This window comes from Citrobacter sp. Cpo015, assembly GCF_030333035.1.
GTDB classification, from domain to species: domain Bacteria; phylum Pseudomonadota; class Gammaproteobacteria; order Enterobacterales; family Enterobacteriaceae; genus Citrobacter; species Citrobacter portucalensis.
Genome location: NZ_JAOWGS010000019.1, coordinates 701,427 through 717,006, shown reverse-complemented (window position 1 = coordinate 717,006; position 15,580 = coordinate 701,427). Strand labels below are relative to the sequence as shown.

Annotated in this window: 17 protein-coding genes; 9 read left to right on the top strand and 8 right to left on the bottom strand. The window is 52.2% G+C overall.

Annotation, left to right across the window (positions count from 1 at the left end):
* The first annotated feature begins 73 nt into the window (after positions 1 to 73).
* From yebS to OGY67_RS03515, 5 genes are all read left to right on the top strand, one after another.
* On the top strand, positions 74 to 1,357 hold the full coding sequence (yebS, locus tag OGY67_RS03535; RefSeq protein WP_048216185.1) for a membrane integrity lipid transport subunit YebS: 1,284 nt from the start codon (positions 74 to 76) through the stop codon (positions 1,355 to 1,357).
* Positions 1,326 to 3,959 carry a PqiB family protein gene (locus tag OGY67_RS03530; protein WP_063940870.1) on the top strand — a complete coding sequence of 878 codons (2,634 nt, stop codon included), beginning with the start codon at positions 1,326 to 1,328 and terminating at the stop codon, positions 3,957 to 3,959. The genes yebS and OGY67_RS03530 overlap by 32 nt, the downstream gene beginning before the upstream one ends.
* 79 nt (positions 3,960 to 4,038) lie before the next feature.
* Complete coding sequence (gene rsmF, locus OGY67_RS03525; protein WP_075552803.1) at positions 4,039 to 5,460, top strand: 16S rRNA (cytosine(1407)-C(5))-methyltransferase RsmF; 1,422 nt, start codon at positions 4,039 to 4,041, stop codon at positions 5,458 to 5,460.
* Between the two features lie 100 nt (positions 5,461 to 5,560).
* Positions 5,561 to 5,797 (top strand): YebV family protein, encoded by a 237-nt coding sequence (locus OGY67_RS03520; protein ID WP_029139506.1) that lies wholly within the window; start codon positions 5,561 to 5,563, stop codon positions 5,795 to 5,797.
* Positions 5,798 to 5,899: 102 nt separating this feature from the next.
* Entirely contained in the window at positions 5,900 to 6,091 is a 192-nt protein-coding gene (locus OGY67_RS03515; protein WP_003034941.1) for a YdfD/YebW family protein, read from the top strand.
* Here the strand turns inward: OGY67_RS03515 and pphA are convergent, their stop codons facing one another.
* The 4 genes from pphA to yobA all read right to left on the bottom strand — a co-directional run bounded on the left by pphA (position 6,092) and on the right by yobA (position 8,755).
* Entirely contained in the window at positions 6,092 to 6,733 is a 642-nt protein-coding gene (gene pphA, locus OGY67_RS03510; RefSeq protein WP_048235214.1) for a protein-serine/threonine phosphatase, read from the bottom strand.
* Positions 6,734 to 7,145: 412 nt separating this feature from the next.
* Entirely contained in the window at positions 7,146 to 7,484 is a 339-nt protein-coding gene (locus OGY67_RS03505; protein ID WP_048235206.1) for a YebY family protein, read from the bottom strand.
* Positions 7,485 to 7,504: 20 nt separating this feature from the next.
* Complete coding sequence (copD, locus tag OGY67_RS03500) at positions 7,505 to 8,377, bottom strand: copper homeostasis membrane protein CopD (RefSeq protein WP_286573472.1); 873 nt, start codon at positions 8,375 to 8,377, stop codon at positions 7,505 to 7,507.
* Between the two features lie 3 nt (positions 8,378 to 8,380).
* On the bottom strand, positions 8,381 to 8,755 hold the full coding sequence (yobA, locus tag OGY67_RS03495; protein ID WP_003833799.1) for a CopC domain-containing protein YobA: 375 nt from the start codon (positions 8,753 to 8,755) through the stop codon (positions 8,381 to 8,383).
* 143 nt (positions 8,756 to 8,898) lie between these two features.
* On the opposite strand from yobA, the gene OGY67_RS03490 reads away from it, so the two are divergent.
* The 3 genes from OGY67_RS03490 (at position 8,899) to exoX (ending at position 10,578) form a co-directional block, all read left to right on the top strand.
* Positions 8,899 to 9,129, top strand: coding sequence for a DNA polymerase III subunit theta (locus OGY67_RS03490; protein WP_003034925.1), 231 nt, complete (start codon positions 8,899 to 8,901; stop codon positions 9,127 to 9,129).
* A gap of 106 nt (positions 9,130 to 9,235) precedes the next feature.
* Positions 9,236 to 9,892 carry a carbon-nitrogen hydrolase family protein gene (locus OGY67_RS03485; RefSeq protein WP_008785043.1) on the top strand — a complete coding sequence of 219 codons (657 nt, stop codon included), beginning with the start codon at positions 9,236 to 9,238 and terminating at the stop codon, positions 9,890 to 9,892.
* Between the two features lie 23 nt (positions 9,893 to 9,915).
* Entirely contained in the window at positions 9,916 to 10,578 is a 663-nt protein-coding gene (exoX, locus tag OGY67_RS03480; RefSeq protein WP_003833802.1) for an exodeoxyribonuclease X, read from the top strand.
* On the opposite strand, the gene ptrB is transcribed toward exoX, so the two are convergent.
* From ptrB to yebG, 4 genes are all read right to left on the bottom strand, one after another.
* Positions 10,569 to 12,623: an oligopeptidase B gene (gene ptrB / locus OGY67_RS03475; protein ID WP_234692054.1), complete on the bottom strand. Its 2,055-nt coding sequence runs from the start codon at positions 12,621 to 12,623 to the stop codon at positions 10,569 to 10,571. The two genes, exoX and ptrB, sit on opposite strands and share 10 nt — an antisense overlap.
* Positions 12,624 to 12,709: 86 nt before the next feature.
* Positions 12,710 to 13,369, bottom strand: coding sequence for a tellurite resistance TerB family protein (locus tag OGY67_RS03470; protein WP_048235202.1), 660 nt, complete (start codon positions 13,367 to 13,369; stop codon positions 12,710 to 12,712).
* A gap of 94 nt (positions 13,370 to 13,463) precedes the next feature.
* On the bottom strand, positions 13,464 to 13,817 hold the full coding sequence (gene yebF / locus OGY67_RS03465; protein ID WP_020996626.1) for a protein YebF: 354 nt from the start codon (positions 13,815 to 13,817) through the stop codon (positions 13,464 to 13,466).
* 121 nt (positions 13,818 to 13,938) lie between these two features.
* On the bottom strand, positions 13,939 to 14,229 hold the full coding sequence (gene yebG / locus OGY67_RS03460) for a DNA damage-inducible protein YebG (protein WP_234692055.1): 291 nt from the start codon (positions 14,227 to 14,229) through the stop codon (positions 13,939 to 13,941).
* Between the two features lie 132 nt (positions 14,230 to 14,361).
* On the opposite strand from yebG, the gene purT reads away from it, so the two are divergent.
* Positions 14,362 to 15,540 (top strand): formate-dependent phosphoribosylglycinamide formyltransferase, encoded by a 1,179-nt coding sequence (gene purT, locus OGY67_RS03455; RefSeq protein ID WP_079934737.1) that lies wholly within the window; start codon positions 14,362 to 14,364, stop codon positions 15,538 to 15,540.
* Positions 15,541 to 15,580: the final 40 nt, after the last annotated feature.

Below are 15,580 nucleotides of genomic sequence, written 5' to 3'. Positions count from 1 at the left end.
AATGCGTTAATGCTCAAGATCATTCCCGTCATGAGTTAAGATAACATTACTTCAACAATTTGATTCGCGATACATGGCCTTAACGACACCACGCATCACGCCAACTAAAAAAATAGCCATCAGGTCCATCGGTGAGGCACTACCTCGTGCACATTATCATCGCTGCCCTGAATGTGACCTGATATTTAGCTTGCCTAAAATGCGTTCGCACCAAAGTGCCTTTTGCCCACGCTGCCAGGCAAAAATTCGTGACGGACGCGACTGGTCGTTAACGCGACTGGCGGCAATGGCTTTCACCATGTTGCTGCTGATGCCCTTTGCCTGGGGAGAGCCACTCCTGCACATCTATTTATTAGGTGTGCGCATTGATGCCAATGTGATGCAAGGCATCTGGCAAATGACCCGACAAGGTGATCCCCTCACCGCCTCCTTCGTGCTTTTTTGCGTCGCTGGTGCGCCACTAATTCTCGTGACCTCAATCGCTTATCTGTGGTTTGGTAATATTCTCGGGATGAACCTGCGCCCGGTGCTGCTGATGCTGGAAAGGCTCAAAGAGTGGGTGATGCTCGATATTTACCTGGTGGGTATCGGCGTCGCATCAATCAAGGTTCAGGACTATGCTTTTTTGCAGCCTGGCGTGGGGCTGTTTGCTTTTATTGCGCTGGTGATCCTCAGTATTTTGACGCTGTCACATCTTAACGTTGAGCAGCTTTGGGACCGTTTCTACCCGCAAAGACCGGCTCGTCGGCCCGATGAAAAGCTCCGCGTCTGCCTCGGCTGCCATTTTACAGGTTATCCGGATGCCCGCGGTCGCTGCCCTCGCTGCCATATCCCGTTGCGCTGGCGCAGAAATCAAAGTATCCAAAAGTGTTGGGCGGCACTGCTGGCCTCGATTGTCCTGCTTTTGCCCGCTAACCTACTGCCCATCTCAATAATTTATGTCAACGGCGGCCGACAGGAAGACACAATCCTGTCAGGCATAATGTCTTTGGCAAACAGTAATGTCGGCGTAGCGGCGATCGTGTTTATCGCCAGTATATTAGTGCCATTCACCAAAGTGATTGTGATGTTTACGTTGCTATTCAGCATCCACTTTAATTGTGAACAAGGGTTGCGCACCCGTATAAAACTACTGCGTATGGTGACCTGGATTGGCCGCTGGTCAATGCTCGATCTCTTTGTTATCGCGTTAACCATGTCGCTGATAAATCGCGATCAGATACTTGCTTTTACTATGGGACCGGCTGCGTTTTATTTCGGCGCAGCGGTAATATTGACTATTCTTGCTGTGGAATGGCTGGACAGCCGCTTACTTTGGGATGCACATGAGTCAGGAAACGCCCGCTTCGCAGACTGAAGCGCAGATTAAAACAAAACGCCGTATCTCCCCGTTCTGGCTGCTGCCGTTCATCGCGCTGATGATCGCAGGATGGCTTATCTGGGGAAGCTATGAAGATCGCGGCAATACCGTGACCATCGACTTTATGTCTGCTGACGGCATTGTGCCAGGCCGTACTCCCGTTCGTTATCAGGGCGTTGAAGTGGGCACGGTGCAGGATATCAACCTCAGCAAAGATCTACGCAAAATTGAAGTCCGCGTCAGCATCAAATCGAGCATGAAAGATGCTCTGCGCAAAGATACCCAGTTCTGGCTGGTCACGCCGAAGGCGTCGCTGGCTGGGGTTTCTGGTCTGGATGCGTTGGTTGGCGGCAACTATATCGGCATGATGCCCGGTACTGGCGAGGCCGAGGATCATTTCGTCGCCCTCGACACCCAGCCCAAGTATCGTCTGGATAATGGCGATTTAATGTTGCATCTGCGCGCCCCTGATCTCGGATCGCTTAATAGCGGTTCACTGGTTTATTTCCGTAAGATTCCGGTGGGCAGGGTCTATGACTACACCATCAACCCGAACCATCAGGGCGTAACCATCGATGTATTGATTGAACGTCGCTTCACCAATCTGGTGAAAAAAGGCAGCCGCTTCTGGAACGTCTCCGGTGTAAATGCGGATGTCAGCCTTAGCGGTGCGAAGGTAAAACTGGAGAGTCTGGCGGCGCTGGTCAACGGTGCCATTGCTTTTGATTCACCCGAAGACTCAAAACCTGCTGCGGCAGACGACACGTTTGGTCTATATCAGGATCTCGCGCACAGCCAGCGTGGAGTAATCGTCAAGCTTGATTTACCCAGCGGAGATGGACTCAAAGCAGGCTCAACATCGCTGATGTATCAAGGATTAGAAGTCGGTCAGCTCACAAAACTGGATTTAAACCCAGGCGGTAAAGTCACCGGCGAAATGACGGTCGATCCCAGCGTCGTAACGCTGCTGCGTGACAACACACGAATTGAGTTACACAGCCCTAAATTATCGTTAAGCGATGTGAATCTCAGTTCGCTGCTAACAGGTAAAACTTTCGAGCTGGTACCTGGCGAAGGCGAGCCGCGTAACCAGTTCGTCGTTATTCCCGCTGAGAAGTCGTTGTTACACGACCCAGGCGTCATGACGTTTACACTGACCGCGCCGGAGAGTTACGGTATTGATGCTGGCCAGCCGCTAATTCTTCACGGCGTACAGGTCGGTCAGGTGATTGAGCGTACGCTTTCCAGCAAAGGCGTCTCATTTACCGTTGCTGTTGAACCACAGCATCGTGACCTGGTGCAGGGTGACAGTAAGTTCGTGGTGAACAGCCGCGTGGATGTCAAAGTCGGACTTGATGGCGTGGAGTTCCTTGGCGCCAGCGCCAGTGAGTGGCTCAGCGGCGGCATTCGTATTTTGCCCGGTACTAAAGGTGAAATGAAAAAAAGCTACCCGCTTTACGCTAACCTGGAGAAAGCGATTGAAAACAGTCTGAGCGATCTGCCAACCACTACGGTCAGCCTTAGCGCCGAAACGCTGCCTGATGTGCAGGCCGGCTCGGTGGTGCTTTACCGCAAATTCGAGGTCGGTGAAGTGATTAGCGTTCGTCCTCGCGCCGATGCGTTTGATATCGATCTGCATATCAAACCGGAATATCGCAACCTGTTGACCAGCAACAGCGTGTTCTGGGCCGAAGGCGGAGCAAAAGTTCAGCTTAACGGCAGCGGATTAACCGTACAGGCATCTCCCCTTTCACGCGCGCTTAAAGGGGCGATTAGCTTCGATAATTTAAGCGGTGCCAGCGCCAGCCAACGTAAAGGCGACAAGCGTATTCTGTATGCTTCGGAAACCGCCGCGCGTGCGGTCGGCGGCCAGATAACGCTGCATGCGTTCGATGCCGGTAAACTCGCTGCAGGCATGCCGATTCGCTACCTGGGAATCGATATCGGACAGATCCAGACGCTTGAGCTGATCACCGCCCGTAACGAAGTTCAGGCAAAAGCGGTTCTGTACCCGGAATACGTACAAACCTTCGCGCGAAGCGGTACCCGTTTCTCCGTGATCACCCCGCAAATTTCGGCAGCGGGCGTGGAGCATCTGGATACAATCCTGCAGCCGTATATCAACGTTGAACCAGGACGCGGTAATCCGCGCCGTGATTTTGAGCTGCAGGAAGCCACCATTACCGACTCTCGTTACCTCGATGGTCTGAGTATTGTGGTTGAAGCACCAGAAGCAGGTTCGCTGAATATCGGAACCCCGGTTTTGTTCAGAGGTATTGAAGTGGGGACCGTCACCGGGCTGACGCTGGGCTCGCTTTCCGATCGTGTGATGGTTGCCATGCGCATTAGCCAACGCTATCAGCATCTGGTACGCAACAACTCCGTGTTCTGGCTGGCATCCGGCTACAATCTCGACTTCGGCCTGACCGGCGGTGTCGTGAAGACCGGTACCTTCAATCAGTTCATCCGCGGCGGCATCGCCTTCGCGACTCCACCGGGTACACCGTTGGCTCCGAAAGCGCAGGCAGGTAAACACTTCCTGTTGCTGGAAAGTGAACCTAAAGAGTGGCGTGAATGGGGAACCGCCCTGCCACGTTAACCTCTCCACTTGCTCCGGCGTACTCGCGCCGGAGCACTTATGCTACACTGCGCACCTGTTTTTTTGCCGGTGGTACCAAGTGGCTTATTTTCCCGACGCCTTTCTGACTCAAATGCGTGAAGCAATGCCTTCCACGCTCTCATTCGATGAATTTCTCGCTGCCTGTCAGCGCCCGTTGCGCCGCAGCATTCGCGTCAATACGCTGAAAATCTCCGTTGCCGATTTCCTCGCGCTGACAGCACCTTACAACTGGTCTCTCACCCCGGTTCCCTGGTGTGCTGAAGGCTTTTGGATCGAGCGCGATGATGAAGAGTCAGTGCCGCTCGGCAGCACCGCAGAACATTTAAGCGGCCTGTTTTATATTCAGGAAGCCAGTTCAATGCTGCCAGTCGCAGCACTGTTCGCCGAAGGCAATACCCCGGAACGCGTAATGGATGTTGCGGCAGCCCCCGGCTCCAAAACCACGCAAATTGCCGCAAAAATGAATAATCGAGGCGCCATTCTGGCGAATGAGTTTTCTGCCAGTCGCGTCAAAGTCCTGCATGCCAATATCAGCCGTTGCGGGATAGCCAACGTCGCCCTGACCCATTTTGACGGACGCGTATTTGGCGCTGCGTTGCCGGAGTCATTTGATGCCATATTGCTCGACGCACCGTGTTCCGGTGAAGGTGTGGTGCGGAAAGACCCCGATGCGCTAAAAAACTGGTCTGTAGAAAGTAATCTGGAAATTGCCGCGACCCAGCGCGAATTACTCGACAGCGCCTTCCACGCCCTGCGTCCCGGTGGCACATTGGTTTACTCGACCTGTACGCTTAATCGTGACGAAAATGAAAATATCATGCAGTGGTTGATTGAGGCCTACCCTGATGCCGTCGAGTTTTTACCTCTGGGCGATTTATTTCCGCAGGCCGAACGCGCCCTGACGCCGGAAGGATTCCTGCATGTATTCCCGCAGATTTACGATTGCGAAGGTTTCTTCGTTGCGCGTTTGCGCAAAACAGCTGCAATCCCTGCACTACCTGCGCCGAAGTACAAAGTCGGTAACTTCCCGTTTAGCCCGCTTAAAGGGCGCGAGTCTGCGCTAGTCACGCAAGCCGCGAGCGCTTGTGGACTGCAGTGGGAAGATAATTTGCGCCTGTGGCAGCGCGATAAAGAGATCTGGCTGTTCCCAACTGAAATTGAACCTCTAATTGGCAAGGTTCGCTTTTCTCGACTTGGGATCAAACTGGCCGAAACCCACAATAAAGGGTATCGCTGGCAGCATGAGGCCGTTATCGCCCTCGCCGACCCGAACCACAGCCATGCATTCGAACTGACCCTTGCCGAAGCGGAAGAGTGGTATCGCGGTAGAGATGTTTACCCGCAAACCGCACCGACGACTGATGACGTACTGGTTACGTTCCAGCATCAGCCGATCGGTCTGGCAAAACGCATTGGATCGCGACTGAAGAATAGTTACCCGCGCGATCTTGTCCGGGATGGCAAACTCTTTACGGGATAACGCACGTTTTTACTGGCGCTTTTGCTAACGTTGACTACGCTGAAAAATGGACGGCCTAACTGGTCGTACCACAACCAGCAAATTAACGGAGAGCACGATGATGAAAACCAGTGTGCGCATTGGCGCTTTTGAAATCGACGACGCCGAGTTACATGGCGAATCGCCGGGGGACCGAACGTTAACCATTCCGTGTAAATCCGATCCGGATTTATGTATGCAACTGGATGCCTGGGATGCCGACACCAGCGTCCCGGCCCTGTTGAACGGAGAACATTCAGTACTATTTCGCGAACACTACGATCGTAAGTCAGATGCCTGGATCATGCGCCTTGCCTGATTCAAAAAGAACCCGTCGCCAGACGGGTTATTTCTTGGTTAATTTCCCTCATCTATCAACATCTTCTACACTACAGGTATGGCTTTACCATTTGAGGATGGAATGTTCACGCTGGTTCTTTTTGTGTGCTATCTGGATGGCGGTTGTGAAGATATCGTGGTTGATGTCTACAAAACTGAGCAGCAGTGCCTGATATCGATGGACGATCAACGTATTCGTAACGGCGGATGTTTACCTGCGGACGACTACATCGACAGTTTCTGGCATCCGGCCCAGGAATACAGCGATTTTTGATTATTGCAGTTGTACCAGCGTTAACTCGCCGCCGAATACAGCACCGGTATCAATATAGTGTAGATTCTCGCGATCCAGCCGATGGCGCAACGGCGTGTGACCAAACCAGAAGTGATCCGCGCCGTGAATCGCACAACCACTGTTCATCAGTCTCGAGCGGTCCCACAGCACGCGCTGTAAATCGATCTCTTTTAGCCACTGATAATCATCATCCGGGTAATCGGCATGAGCAATAACGTGTATACCGTTCTGACAATGCAGCTCCAGAATCCAGGGTAACTGCCAACACGCTTCAAGAGCAAATTTCGCTGCCGGTTGCTCCGCCTGCTCGAACCACGAGCCTCCATTCATAAACCACATGAATTGATCCCCCGTCGCCAGCGCGTCCAGCGCCATCTGTTCATGGTTCCCCCTGACCGCGACAATCCAGCGTTTACGCAGTAGTTTCAGACAACGCAAACTGTCTGGTCCACGGTCGATAACATCCCCCACTGAAACCAGCAAATCCTGCCAGGGATCAAAACGGTACTGGCGAAGTTTAGCCATCAGCATCGAGAAGCATCCGTGGATATCCCCAACCACCCAAACGTGGCGCCACTGCGTACCGTCGATTCGTTGATAGATATTGCCAGGTCGTCCCATGTCGCCTCCAGAATACAAGGGTACCTGGTTATAATTTTAGCAATGATGGCAAAAAAGCCTGGACGATCGTGGGCAGGAGTATGGTATGGTTTATGGAGAATGCAGCATGCGATACGCCGTGTTTTGCCCTGGATGGCATCGCATTCGCCACATAAAAAGAGACCGAATACGATTCCTGTATTCGGTCCAGGGAAATGGCTCTTGGGAGAGAGCCGTGCGCTAAAAGTTGGCATTAATGCAGGCTAAGTTACCCTGCCATTTAAGAATAGATGACAGCGCCAGGTTTTCCAGTCCGCGACTAAAGTGGCCGGAAAAAAAGGACGTCTGTTACGCATCCAAACGCGAAAACCGCAAGTTCTCCTGCGAGATCCTTGCGGTTTTTTATTGGAAATCAGAGCGCTACATCTGGCAATTAGCAGAGCTTTTCTGCACGCTCTACAAACGGTGCCAGGCTCATTTTTTCGCCCGGTTTCGCAGGATCATCGATCTGGATAATCTCGATCGGCTTTGCCGTGACTTTTCCGCTCTCCACCTGCTGTCTGGCGACATCATTCAACGGGTATTGCACCAGCGTACTGGGATTGATGACATACAGCGCGTTACCTGGACGGCAGGTCAGCATCACCTCTTCCCGATTAAACGCCCACTTATCTTTGCCAACCTCAAAACGGCTGACGGTAATGACCTGCGGCGCAGCCAGCGCGGTTCCGGTACTTGCCAGGAGTAATAAAGAGATAATGATTTTTTTCATGCGTTTCGCCAGTCCATCAATCAGAAAGGTTCAAGGGGTGCAAACAAGCTGACAATCGCCAGCACAACGGCTCCTATGCCCCATTCCAGCTTGGTCATCCAAATAAAATAGAGAGTCATGCCGCGGTTATCCTGCCGCATGCGTGGTACCAGAACATACCGATTCACCAGCGCAATCGCCACCATTAACATGACCAGGGCACCTTTTAACAAAAGCAGTCGCCCGTAAGCCATGTGCCAGGGAACAGAAAAACCGACAATAAACAGCGCATTCATAATACCGGTTAGTAAAACACCGATAACGAAAAGATGCCCATAGCGTGAGAAGCGCATCATGGTACTGATGGCCTGTTCCCGCCAGCGACCTTGCGCCATTCGCATACAGTAAAGTACGGGCAGCAAACCGCCGAACCAGGCGGCAGCGCATACCAAATGTAAGGCGTGGTTAACCTGCTGGATTGCGCCAGGGATACCGCTGTGCAGCGTCGCATGTCCGACGCCAGCCAGCAAAATAAACTGCGCAATTGTCAGCATTAACAGCAGTCGCGGCATACTGCGCGGCACCATGATGGTCACCACCAGCGTGACCAACGCGAGGATAATCTGCCATAACCAGACGCCGCCAAATTGCGTTTGCAACACGGCGAGCCAAACATCTGGAGAGACAACATCCCTCCAGCCTGAGCCCATTAACCCACCCTGAATCGCCAGCATCAGCGTCGCGCTGATAAAGCTCCACGTTGCAGCATGCCGTTGCAGACGTAAAAAACGACGCATCATTAAACGACGAACCGAAACGGGGGCCAGCCATGCGCCGTAAAGCGCACAGCCAAACACCAGCATCAAAGCGGTAAAATGGATAAACCGTAGTGCAACCCAGGTAAATGCCAGCATTGGTTATTTCACGCTAAAGGTATATTGCCCCTTCGTCTTGTGACCATCCACGGAGACAACGTGCCAGTCGACCGTATATTTTCCTGCTTCAAGCGTTTGATCAAGCGGAACAATCAGCTGCGTTTTGTCCTGCTCACTGCGCGATGCCTTGCCCGTTTTGATCTGTTCTTTGTTAGGACCGGTCAGCGTTGCACCGCTGAATCCCGGCTCTACGCCTTCAGAAAAATTCAGCGTCAACGCCTGAGGAGATGCCGCCACTTCAGCGTTAGCCGCCGGACTTTGTTTTGTGAGGTGGGCATGCGCCAATGCCGCAGGTGTTGCCAGAACGCTGGCGAGTACGATGAGCGCGTTGCGAAGCATAGATGCAGATGAAGCCATTTCAACTATTCCTTTTTGTTATGTCTAACCTGTAGAGAATAACCTTCTACAATGGTCGAGTCGAGAATCATCATTTCTGTCTTGCCATTAACGCACACTCTTAGTAACTTTGCGCGCCGAAAGACAGAGAAAAGGAGAAGCCCATGAACATCAATCTGGCCAAACTTGAGCAAGCGGAAATGGATAAGGTCAATGTCGATCTGGCTGCGGCTGGAGTGGCATTTAAGGAGCGATACAATATGCCAGTTGTTGCAGAAGTTGTTGAACGCGAACAGCCAGAGCATTTACGCGACTGGTTCCGCGAAAGACTCATCGCGCACCGCCTGGCATCCGTTTCGCTTTCACGTTTACCTTACGAGCCTAAAGTTAAATAAAACTTATATTACGTTACGATTCCTTACATGACGCCTGCTACAGTATAAGCATATTCTTAATCCACACATTAAGGATGGTTGTAGACACTATGAAAAGGAAATCATTATGTCATACTGGAAAATCGCAGCAGCACAATACGAACCTCTTCACACCTCAGTTACCGAACATGTCGCGCATCACCTGCAATTCATTCATGCGGCAGCTCAATGCCAATGTGAATTGCTGGTCTTCCCTTCCCTCTCATTGCTGGGTTGTGTTGATGAGAATGACGCGCTTCCTGCCCCACCCGATGAAGCGCTGTTAGAACCTCTCGCACATGCCGCCGCGACTTATCGCATGACGATAATTGCGGGACTACCGGTAGAACATAACAACCGGTTCGTGAAAGGCATTGCACTTTTCTCTCCCTGGATGACTTCGCCACTAACCTTCCATCAGAGCCACGGGGCCTGTATTGCCAGACAGCGAAATGCCATCAGCGTTGTAGATAGCCAACCGGAAGGCATTGATATCGACCCGGCCTATTCGCTGTTCACCAGCTGCCAGTCAGTCAGTGAACCGGAACTGCTCTCCTCTACATCTCGCCTACAAAGTTTCTCACATAAATTCGCCATCGCGGTATTAATGGCCAATGCGCGGGGTAGCAGTGCGTTATGGGATGAACGAGGTCGATTGATTGTTCGCGCAGACAGCGGTTCGTTACTGTTAACCGGCCAACGCACGCCACGGGGTTGGCAAGGTGATATCATTCCATTACGCTAGTCGTTTTGGGTCAGGAGCATGGCATGTTGCGCATAATAGATACAGAAACCTGTGGTCTACAGGGAGGCATTGTTGAAATTGCTTCTGTCGACGTGGTTGATGGAAAAATAGTCAACCCCATGAGCCACCTGGTACGCCCCGACCGCCCCATCAGCCCACAGGCGATGGCTATCCATCGCATTACTGAAGCAATGGTGGCCGATAAGCCATGGATTGAAGACGTCATCCCGCAGTATTACGGCAGCGAATGGTACGTTGCGCACAATGCCAGCTTTGACCGCCGCGTATTGCCCGACATGCCCGGGGAATGGATTTGCACCATGAAGCTCTCCCGTCGGTTGTGGCCGGGGATCAAATACAGCAACATGGCGCTGTATAAATCGCGCAAGCTGAGCGTCCAGACGCCAGCGGGTCTCCACCATCACCGCGCCCTGTACGATTGCTACATCACTGCGGCACTGCTGATCGACATCATGCAGACGTCAGGCTGGACAGCCGATCAAATGGTCGATATTACCGGCCGTCCCGCGTTACTCACTACTTTCACTTTTGGTAAGTACCGCGGAAAACCGGTATCAGAAGTGGCTGAGCGCGATCCGGGCTATCTGCGCTGGTTATTTAATAACCTTGACAATATGAGCCCGGAACTGCGATTAACGCTAAAACACTATTTGGATCACGCCTGAGCAGGCAGTGTTCCCTGCGCCAGTCCAATCAAAAAAGCGTACTCAAGGGCCACGCCTTCGTAAGATTTAAAACGCCCGGATTTACCGCCGTGTCCGGAATCCATATCCGTGCAAAGTAGCAGCAAACGATCGTCCGTTTTCAGCTCACGCAGTTTTGCCACCCATTTTGCTGGCTCCCAGTATTGCACCTGGGAATCGTGTAATCCCGTCGTGACCAGCAGATGTGGGTATGCCTGCGCGGTTACATTGTCATACGGGCTGTAGCTTTTCATATAGGTGTAATACTCTTCGTCCTGCGGATTCCCCCACTCTTCAAACTCACCGGTCGTCAGGGGAATTGATTCATCGAGCATTGTGGTTACCACATCGACAAACGGCACCTGAGCAATAACACCATGGAAGCGTTCCGGGCGCTCATTAATGGCGACGCCCATTAACATGCCTCCGGCGCTTCCGCCCATGCCATAACATAACTCAGGCGCGCCATAGCCCATTTTTAGCAACGCATCACAGACGTCGAGGTAATCATTAAAAGTATTTTTCTTGTGCAGAAACTTACCGTCCTCGTACCACTGTTGTCCTAATTCACCACCACCACGCACATGGGCAATAGCATAAACAAAGCCACGATCCAGTAAGCTCAAACGGCTGCTGCTGAAATCGGCATCCATGCTGGCGCCATATGATCCATAGCCATAAACCAGTAACGGATTTTTTCCTTTCAGAAAATACTTTTGATGATAAACCAGCGAAACCGGAACCTCGGTGCCATCACGCGCAGTTATCCATAGGTGTTCGCTACGGTAATTCGCCGCATCAAATCCGGGGACCTCCGTCTGCTTAAGCACACGACGTTCCCCGGTGTCCATATCCAGTTCAAACAACGTGTCCGGGGTGGTCATGGAGGAATAGCCATAGCGCAGACGCGATGTCTCCGGCTCTGGATTATAGGCAAGCCAGGTCACATAAGCCGGATCGTCAAAGGCGATCCCGACCACTTCGCGCGTTTTACGATTAATCTGTCGTAGGCTGGTTAAGCCCCGCTGACGCTCTTCTACCACCAGCCAGTCAGTGAATAGCGTAAAGCCCTCGAGCATCACGTTGTCGCGCGCAGGGATCAGCGTCTCCCAGGCTTGCTCATCACGAACGCGGGTACGATACAGGCCGAAATTTTTCCCCTGACGGTTGGAGCGCAGATAAAAATTGTGTTGATAGTGATCGAGACTGTATTCATGGTCTTTGCGTCGCGCTAAAAAGACCAACGGTTCGGCATCCGCCAGTTCTGCGTCAAGCAGTAAAACCTCACTGGTGGTCGCGCTGGCGATATGAATAACCACATAGTGTAGCGAGGTGGTTTTATGCAGGCTGACATAAAACATATCATCGGCTTCTTCATACACCAGCTCATCCAGTGACGATGGCGAGCCGACCGTATGTCGCCACACCTGATACGGCAATAACGTTGTTTCGTGCTTGCGCACGTAATAGAAAGTCTGAGAATCATTCGCCCAGACCAGATCCGCCTCGACGTTTTCCAGCACTTCCGGATACCAGTTGCCGCTTTGCAGGTTGCGAAAACGCACGCCATATTGCCGGCGAGATAGATAATCTTCCGCCAGCGCCATGATGGTGTTATCCGGAGATATCGCCAGTCCTCCCAGCGTATAAAACTCGCTGTGTGCCGCGCGCTGGTTCCCATCCAACAGAGTATCCCAATCATCCCACTCTTCATTGAAAGCAGACTGACGCTGATAAATCGCATATTCGCACCCCGGTTCATAAATATGCCGGTAGCGATAACCATTCTTCACATAGGGGGCGGAAGCATCCTGAGGCGGGATACGGTCGATAATTTCTTTCAGGACGCGATCCTGTAAAGCCTGCTGCGAGGCCATAACCTGGCGGCCATACGCATTTTCTTGTTGCAGATAATCCAGCACTTCTGGCTGCGAGCGGCTGTCATCTCGCAGCCAGTAATAATTATCAACACGAGTATCGCCATGCTGCGTCATGGCGTGGGGAATACGAGAAGCTTTTGGTAGCATGTCATTGTTCTTTTGCTTAAACATCCTATAAGGGTGGCAAAAGACAGCAATGATGCAAGCGAAACATGCGCCTTAGCGGTAAGTAATTAACCCGGTAAAGCCTGTTTTTGTTCTTTGAGATCCTGTTCAATGCCTTCACGAACATCCTGCGGGATCTTCAACGCATCGCCCAGCGCATTGAGATAGCTACGCTCCATAAAGTGGTCGATATCAATCGCCGCACAGCTCAGGAAGTAAATTTCTAGCGCTTCTTCTTCGTTGCGGATCCCTTGCGCCAGGCGCTGGGGATCTAACGGTTGTTCAATGGCTCGTTCAATCAGAACACGGCCCTGCTCTTCCACGCCCGCTTCACGAAGCTGCTGCTCAATGGCCGCTCGTTCTTTAGCATCAATATGACCGTCGCTTTTCGCCGCAAAAACCAGCGCCAGGATCAGACGCTCGGTTCGCTCATCCAGCGGTGAGCTTTGTACGCCGAACTGCGGCTCATCCTGATGCGCAGCGCGAACTTTATCTTTGTATTTGTTCCATAATACGGTACCGGCAACCGCGCCGCCGCCCACCAGAAGCGCGCTGGTGCCGTATTTACTCAGTAATTTACGTGAAGATTTGTTGGCAACCAGTAATCCTGCCAGACCGCCTAACGCGCCTGGAACCAGAAGTTTACTCAGCCCTTGCTCGCCAGAAGATGACGTGGAGGATCCTTTTTGCCCAAGAAGAGATTGTAGTTGATTCAGCCAATTAGCCATTTTGCCCCTCAAGTACAGACGAATAATCATCAAAGCGTACCCGAGGGGATGTCAGGAAGTGTTCAGGTCATCAAAAGATGTGCAAATACCTGCGTTACTGCGGCTGATATTCCGCCGTTCCGGCTTTGCAGTCGACTTTTACCTGATAGTGAATATCCGCGCTTTTACCGCGAACCGTCAGGGGAACTGACCATTTCCCGTCTTTGCCCGTAATATCGGGCGTGTTGACCCAGGCGACAGGGTCGGCTTGCCCGACGAGTTTTTGATCGTCAGCCCAGCGCGCGATGCGATTTTGCTGATAGTCACGTTTCACGCTTGCCGCAATACCGTCAGCATCCAGTCCTTCGCACTTGGGGAACTGAACATTCTTGCTTTCCATATTTGCCGCAAATACCGATACGCTGGCAGACAATAACAGCAGGCTCAATAACGCTCTTTTTTTATACATTCTTTTCTCCTTAATCTCCCCTTCGTCCTTCAGGTTGCCTGCGGCAACGTGAAATAACGTCAGGGATTGCACAATGATTCAGGGAAAAGCATGGTACAAAACGTCAGGAGCGCAAGTCGTTTCAGGCAGCCTGAGTATCATCCTCAGTGTGTACATCGTTTTCGACAGCCTGTGGCGAAGGCAGCTTGCCGTTTTTCAGAATGGCGCTCAGCACATCTTTTTGCTCAGCCAGCCACAGGGAAAGAGCTTCACGCTGCTCGTCTTCGAGCGCTACCGGCGATTGCTCCAGCCATGTGTCGAGCAGATCTGCTGTATCCAGCATTTTGTCATACGCATCGGCTTCCTTTTTGCTGGTAAACGACATTTTTTCCTCACCTTCCCGAATGACTACGTATTTAACTTCAACCGCCATTTTTGCAGCCTCTTAAATTACCTGTATTTATGTACAGTATATTCTTTTTGAGCCCTGAAATCAACCTGGTAATAAAGACAGACGCAAACGTTTTCGTATATACTGCGCCCAGATAAAACAGGGGATTAATTTATGACGTTATTAGGCACAGCGCTGCGTCCCGCAGCAACGCGAGTGATGTTATTAGGTTCAGGTGAACTGGGTAAAGAAGTGGCGATTGAATGCCAACGCCTGGGTGTGGAAGTCATTGCCGTGGATCGTTACCCCGACGCGCCAGCCATGCACGTTGCCCATCGCTCCTACGTAATTAACATGCTGGATGGCGAGGCATTACGCCAGCTTGTCGAACGTGAAAAACCACATTACATCGTGCCGGAAATAGAGGCGATTGCCACGGATATGCTGATCAAACTGGAACAGGAAGGTCAACACGTTGTGCCTTGCGCACGAGCGACCCAACTGACCATGAACCGGGAAGGAATCCGTCGCCTCGCCGCCGAAGAATTGTCTTTACCCACATCATCTTTCCGTTTTGCAGACACCGAAACACGCTTTCGTGAGGCCGTTGCCGAAATCGGCTATCCCTGCATTGTGAAGCCGGTCATGAGTTCTTCCGGCAAGGGGCAGAGCTTTATCCGTTCAGCCGATCAGCTCACCGAGGCGTGGAACTATGCTCAACAGGGAGGCCGGGCAGGTGCCGGGCGCGTTATCGTCGAAGGCGTAGTGAATTTTGATTTTGAAATCACCCTGCTAACCGTCAGCGCCGTTGATGGTGTGCATTTCTGCGCGCCGGTAGGTCATCGCCAGGAAGATGGCGATTATCGCGAGTCCTGGCAGCCGCAGCAGATGAGTGACCTGGCGCTTGCGCGCGCGCAGGAGATTGCCCGCAAGGTGGTACTGGCGCTGGGCGGTCACGGACTGTTTGGCGTGGAGCTGTTTGTCTGCGGTGATGAGGTGATTTTCAGCGAAGTCTCCCCTCGCCCTCACGACACGGGTATGGTGACCTTAATTTCGCAGGATCTGTCTGAGTTTGCCCTGCACGTACGTGCATTTCTCGGTCTGCCCGTTGGCGAAATCCGCCAGTATGGACCTTCTGCTTCCGCCGTTATTCTGCCGCAACTTACCAGCCAGAATATCACGTTTGATAACGTGCAAGCCGCTGTAGGTGCGGGTATGCAAGTGCGTTTCTTTGGCAAGCCGGAAATCGACGGGAGCCGTCGTCTGGGCGTTGTGCTGGCCACAGCGCAGAGCATTGAAGATGCGGTGATACGCGCAAAAGACGCAGCCGCACAGGTGAAAGTCGCAGGATAAAAACCAGACCCGCAGGCCGGATAAAGCATTGATGCCATAT

Coding starts and splice junctions, on each gene's coding strand:
- yebS (WP_048216185.1), top strand. CDS start 74: ATGGCCTTAACGACACCACGCATCACGCCAACTAAAAAAATAGCCATC.
- OGY67_RS03530 (WP_063940870.1), top strand. CDS start 1,326: ATGAGTCAGGAAACGCCCGCTTCGCAGACTGAAGCGCAGATTAAAACA.
- OGY67_RS03520 (WP_029139506.1), top strand. CDS start 5,561: ATGAAAACCAGTGTGCGCATTGGCGCTTTTGAAATCGACGACGCCGAG.
- OGY67_RS03515 (WP_003034941.1), top strand. CDS start 5,900: ATGTTCACGCTGGTTCTTTTTGTGTGCTATCTGGATGGCGGTTGTGAA.
- pphA (WP_048235214.1), bottom strand. CDS start 6,733: ATGGGACGACCTGGCAATATCTATCAACGAATCGACGGTACGCAGTGG.
- OGY67_RS03505 (WP_048235206.1), bottom strand. CDS start 7,484: ATGAAAAAAATCATTATCTCTTTATTACTCCTGGCAAGTACCGGAACC.
- copD (WP_286573472.1), bottom strand. CDS start 8,377: ATGCTGGCATTTACCTGGGTTGCACTACGGTTTATCCATTTTACCGCT.
- yobA (WP_003833799.1), bottom strand. CDS start 8,755: ATGGCTTCATCTGCATCTATGCTTCGCAACGCGCTCATCGTACTCGCC.
- OGY67_RS03490 (WP_003034925.1), top strand. CDS start 8,899: ATGAACATCAATCTGGCCAAACTTGAGCAAGCGGAAATGGATAAGGTC.
- OGY67_RS03485 (WP_008785043.1), top strand. CDS start 9,236: ATGTCATACTGGAAAATCGCAGCAGCACAATACGAACCTCTTCACACC.
- exoX (WP_003833802.1), top strand. CDS start 9,916: ATGTTGCGCATAATAGATACAGAAACCTGTGGTCTACAGGGAGGCATT.
- ptrB (WP_234692054.1), bottom strand. CDS start 12,623: ATGCTACCAAAAGCTTCTCGTATTCCCCACGCCATGACGCAGCATGGC.
- OGY67_RS03470 (WP_048235202.1), bottom strand. CDS start 13,369: ATGGCTAATTGGCTGAATCAACTACAATCTCTTCTTGGGCAAAAAGGA.
- yebF (WP_020996626.1), bottom strand. CDS start 13,817: ATGTATAAAAAAAGAGCGTTATTGAGCCTGCTGTTATTGTCTGCCAGC.
- yebG (WP_234692055.1), bottom strand. CDS start 14,229: ATGGCGGTTGAAGTTAAATACGTAGTCATTCGGGAAGGTGAGGAAAAA.
- purT (WP_079934737.1), top strand. CDS start 14,362: ATGACGTTATTAGGCACAGCGCTGCGTCCCGCAGCAACGCGAGTGATG.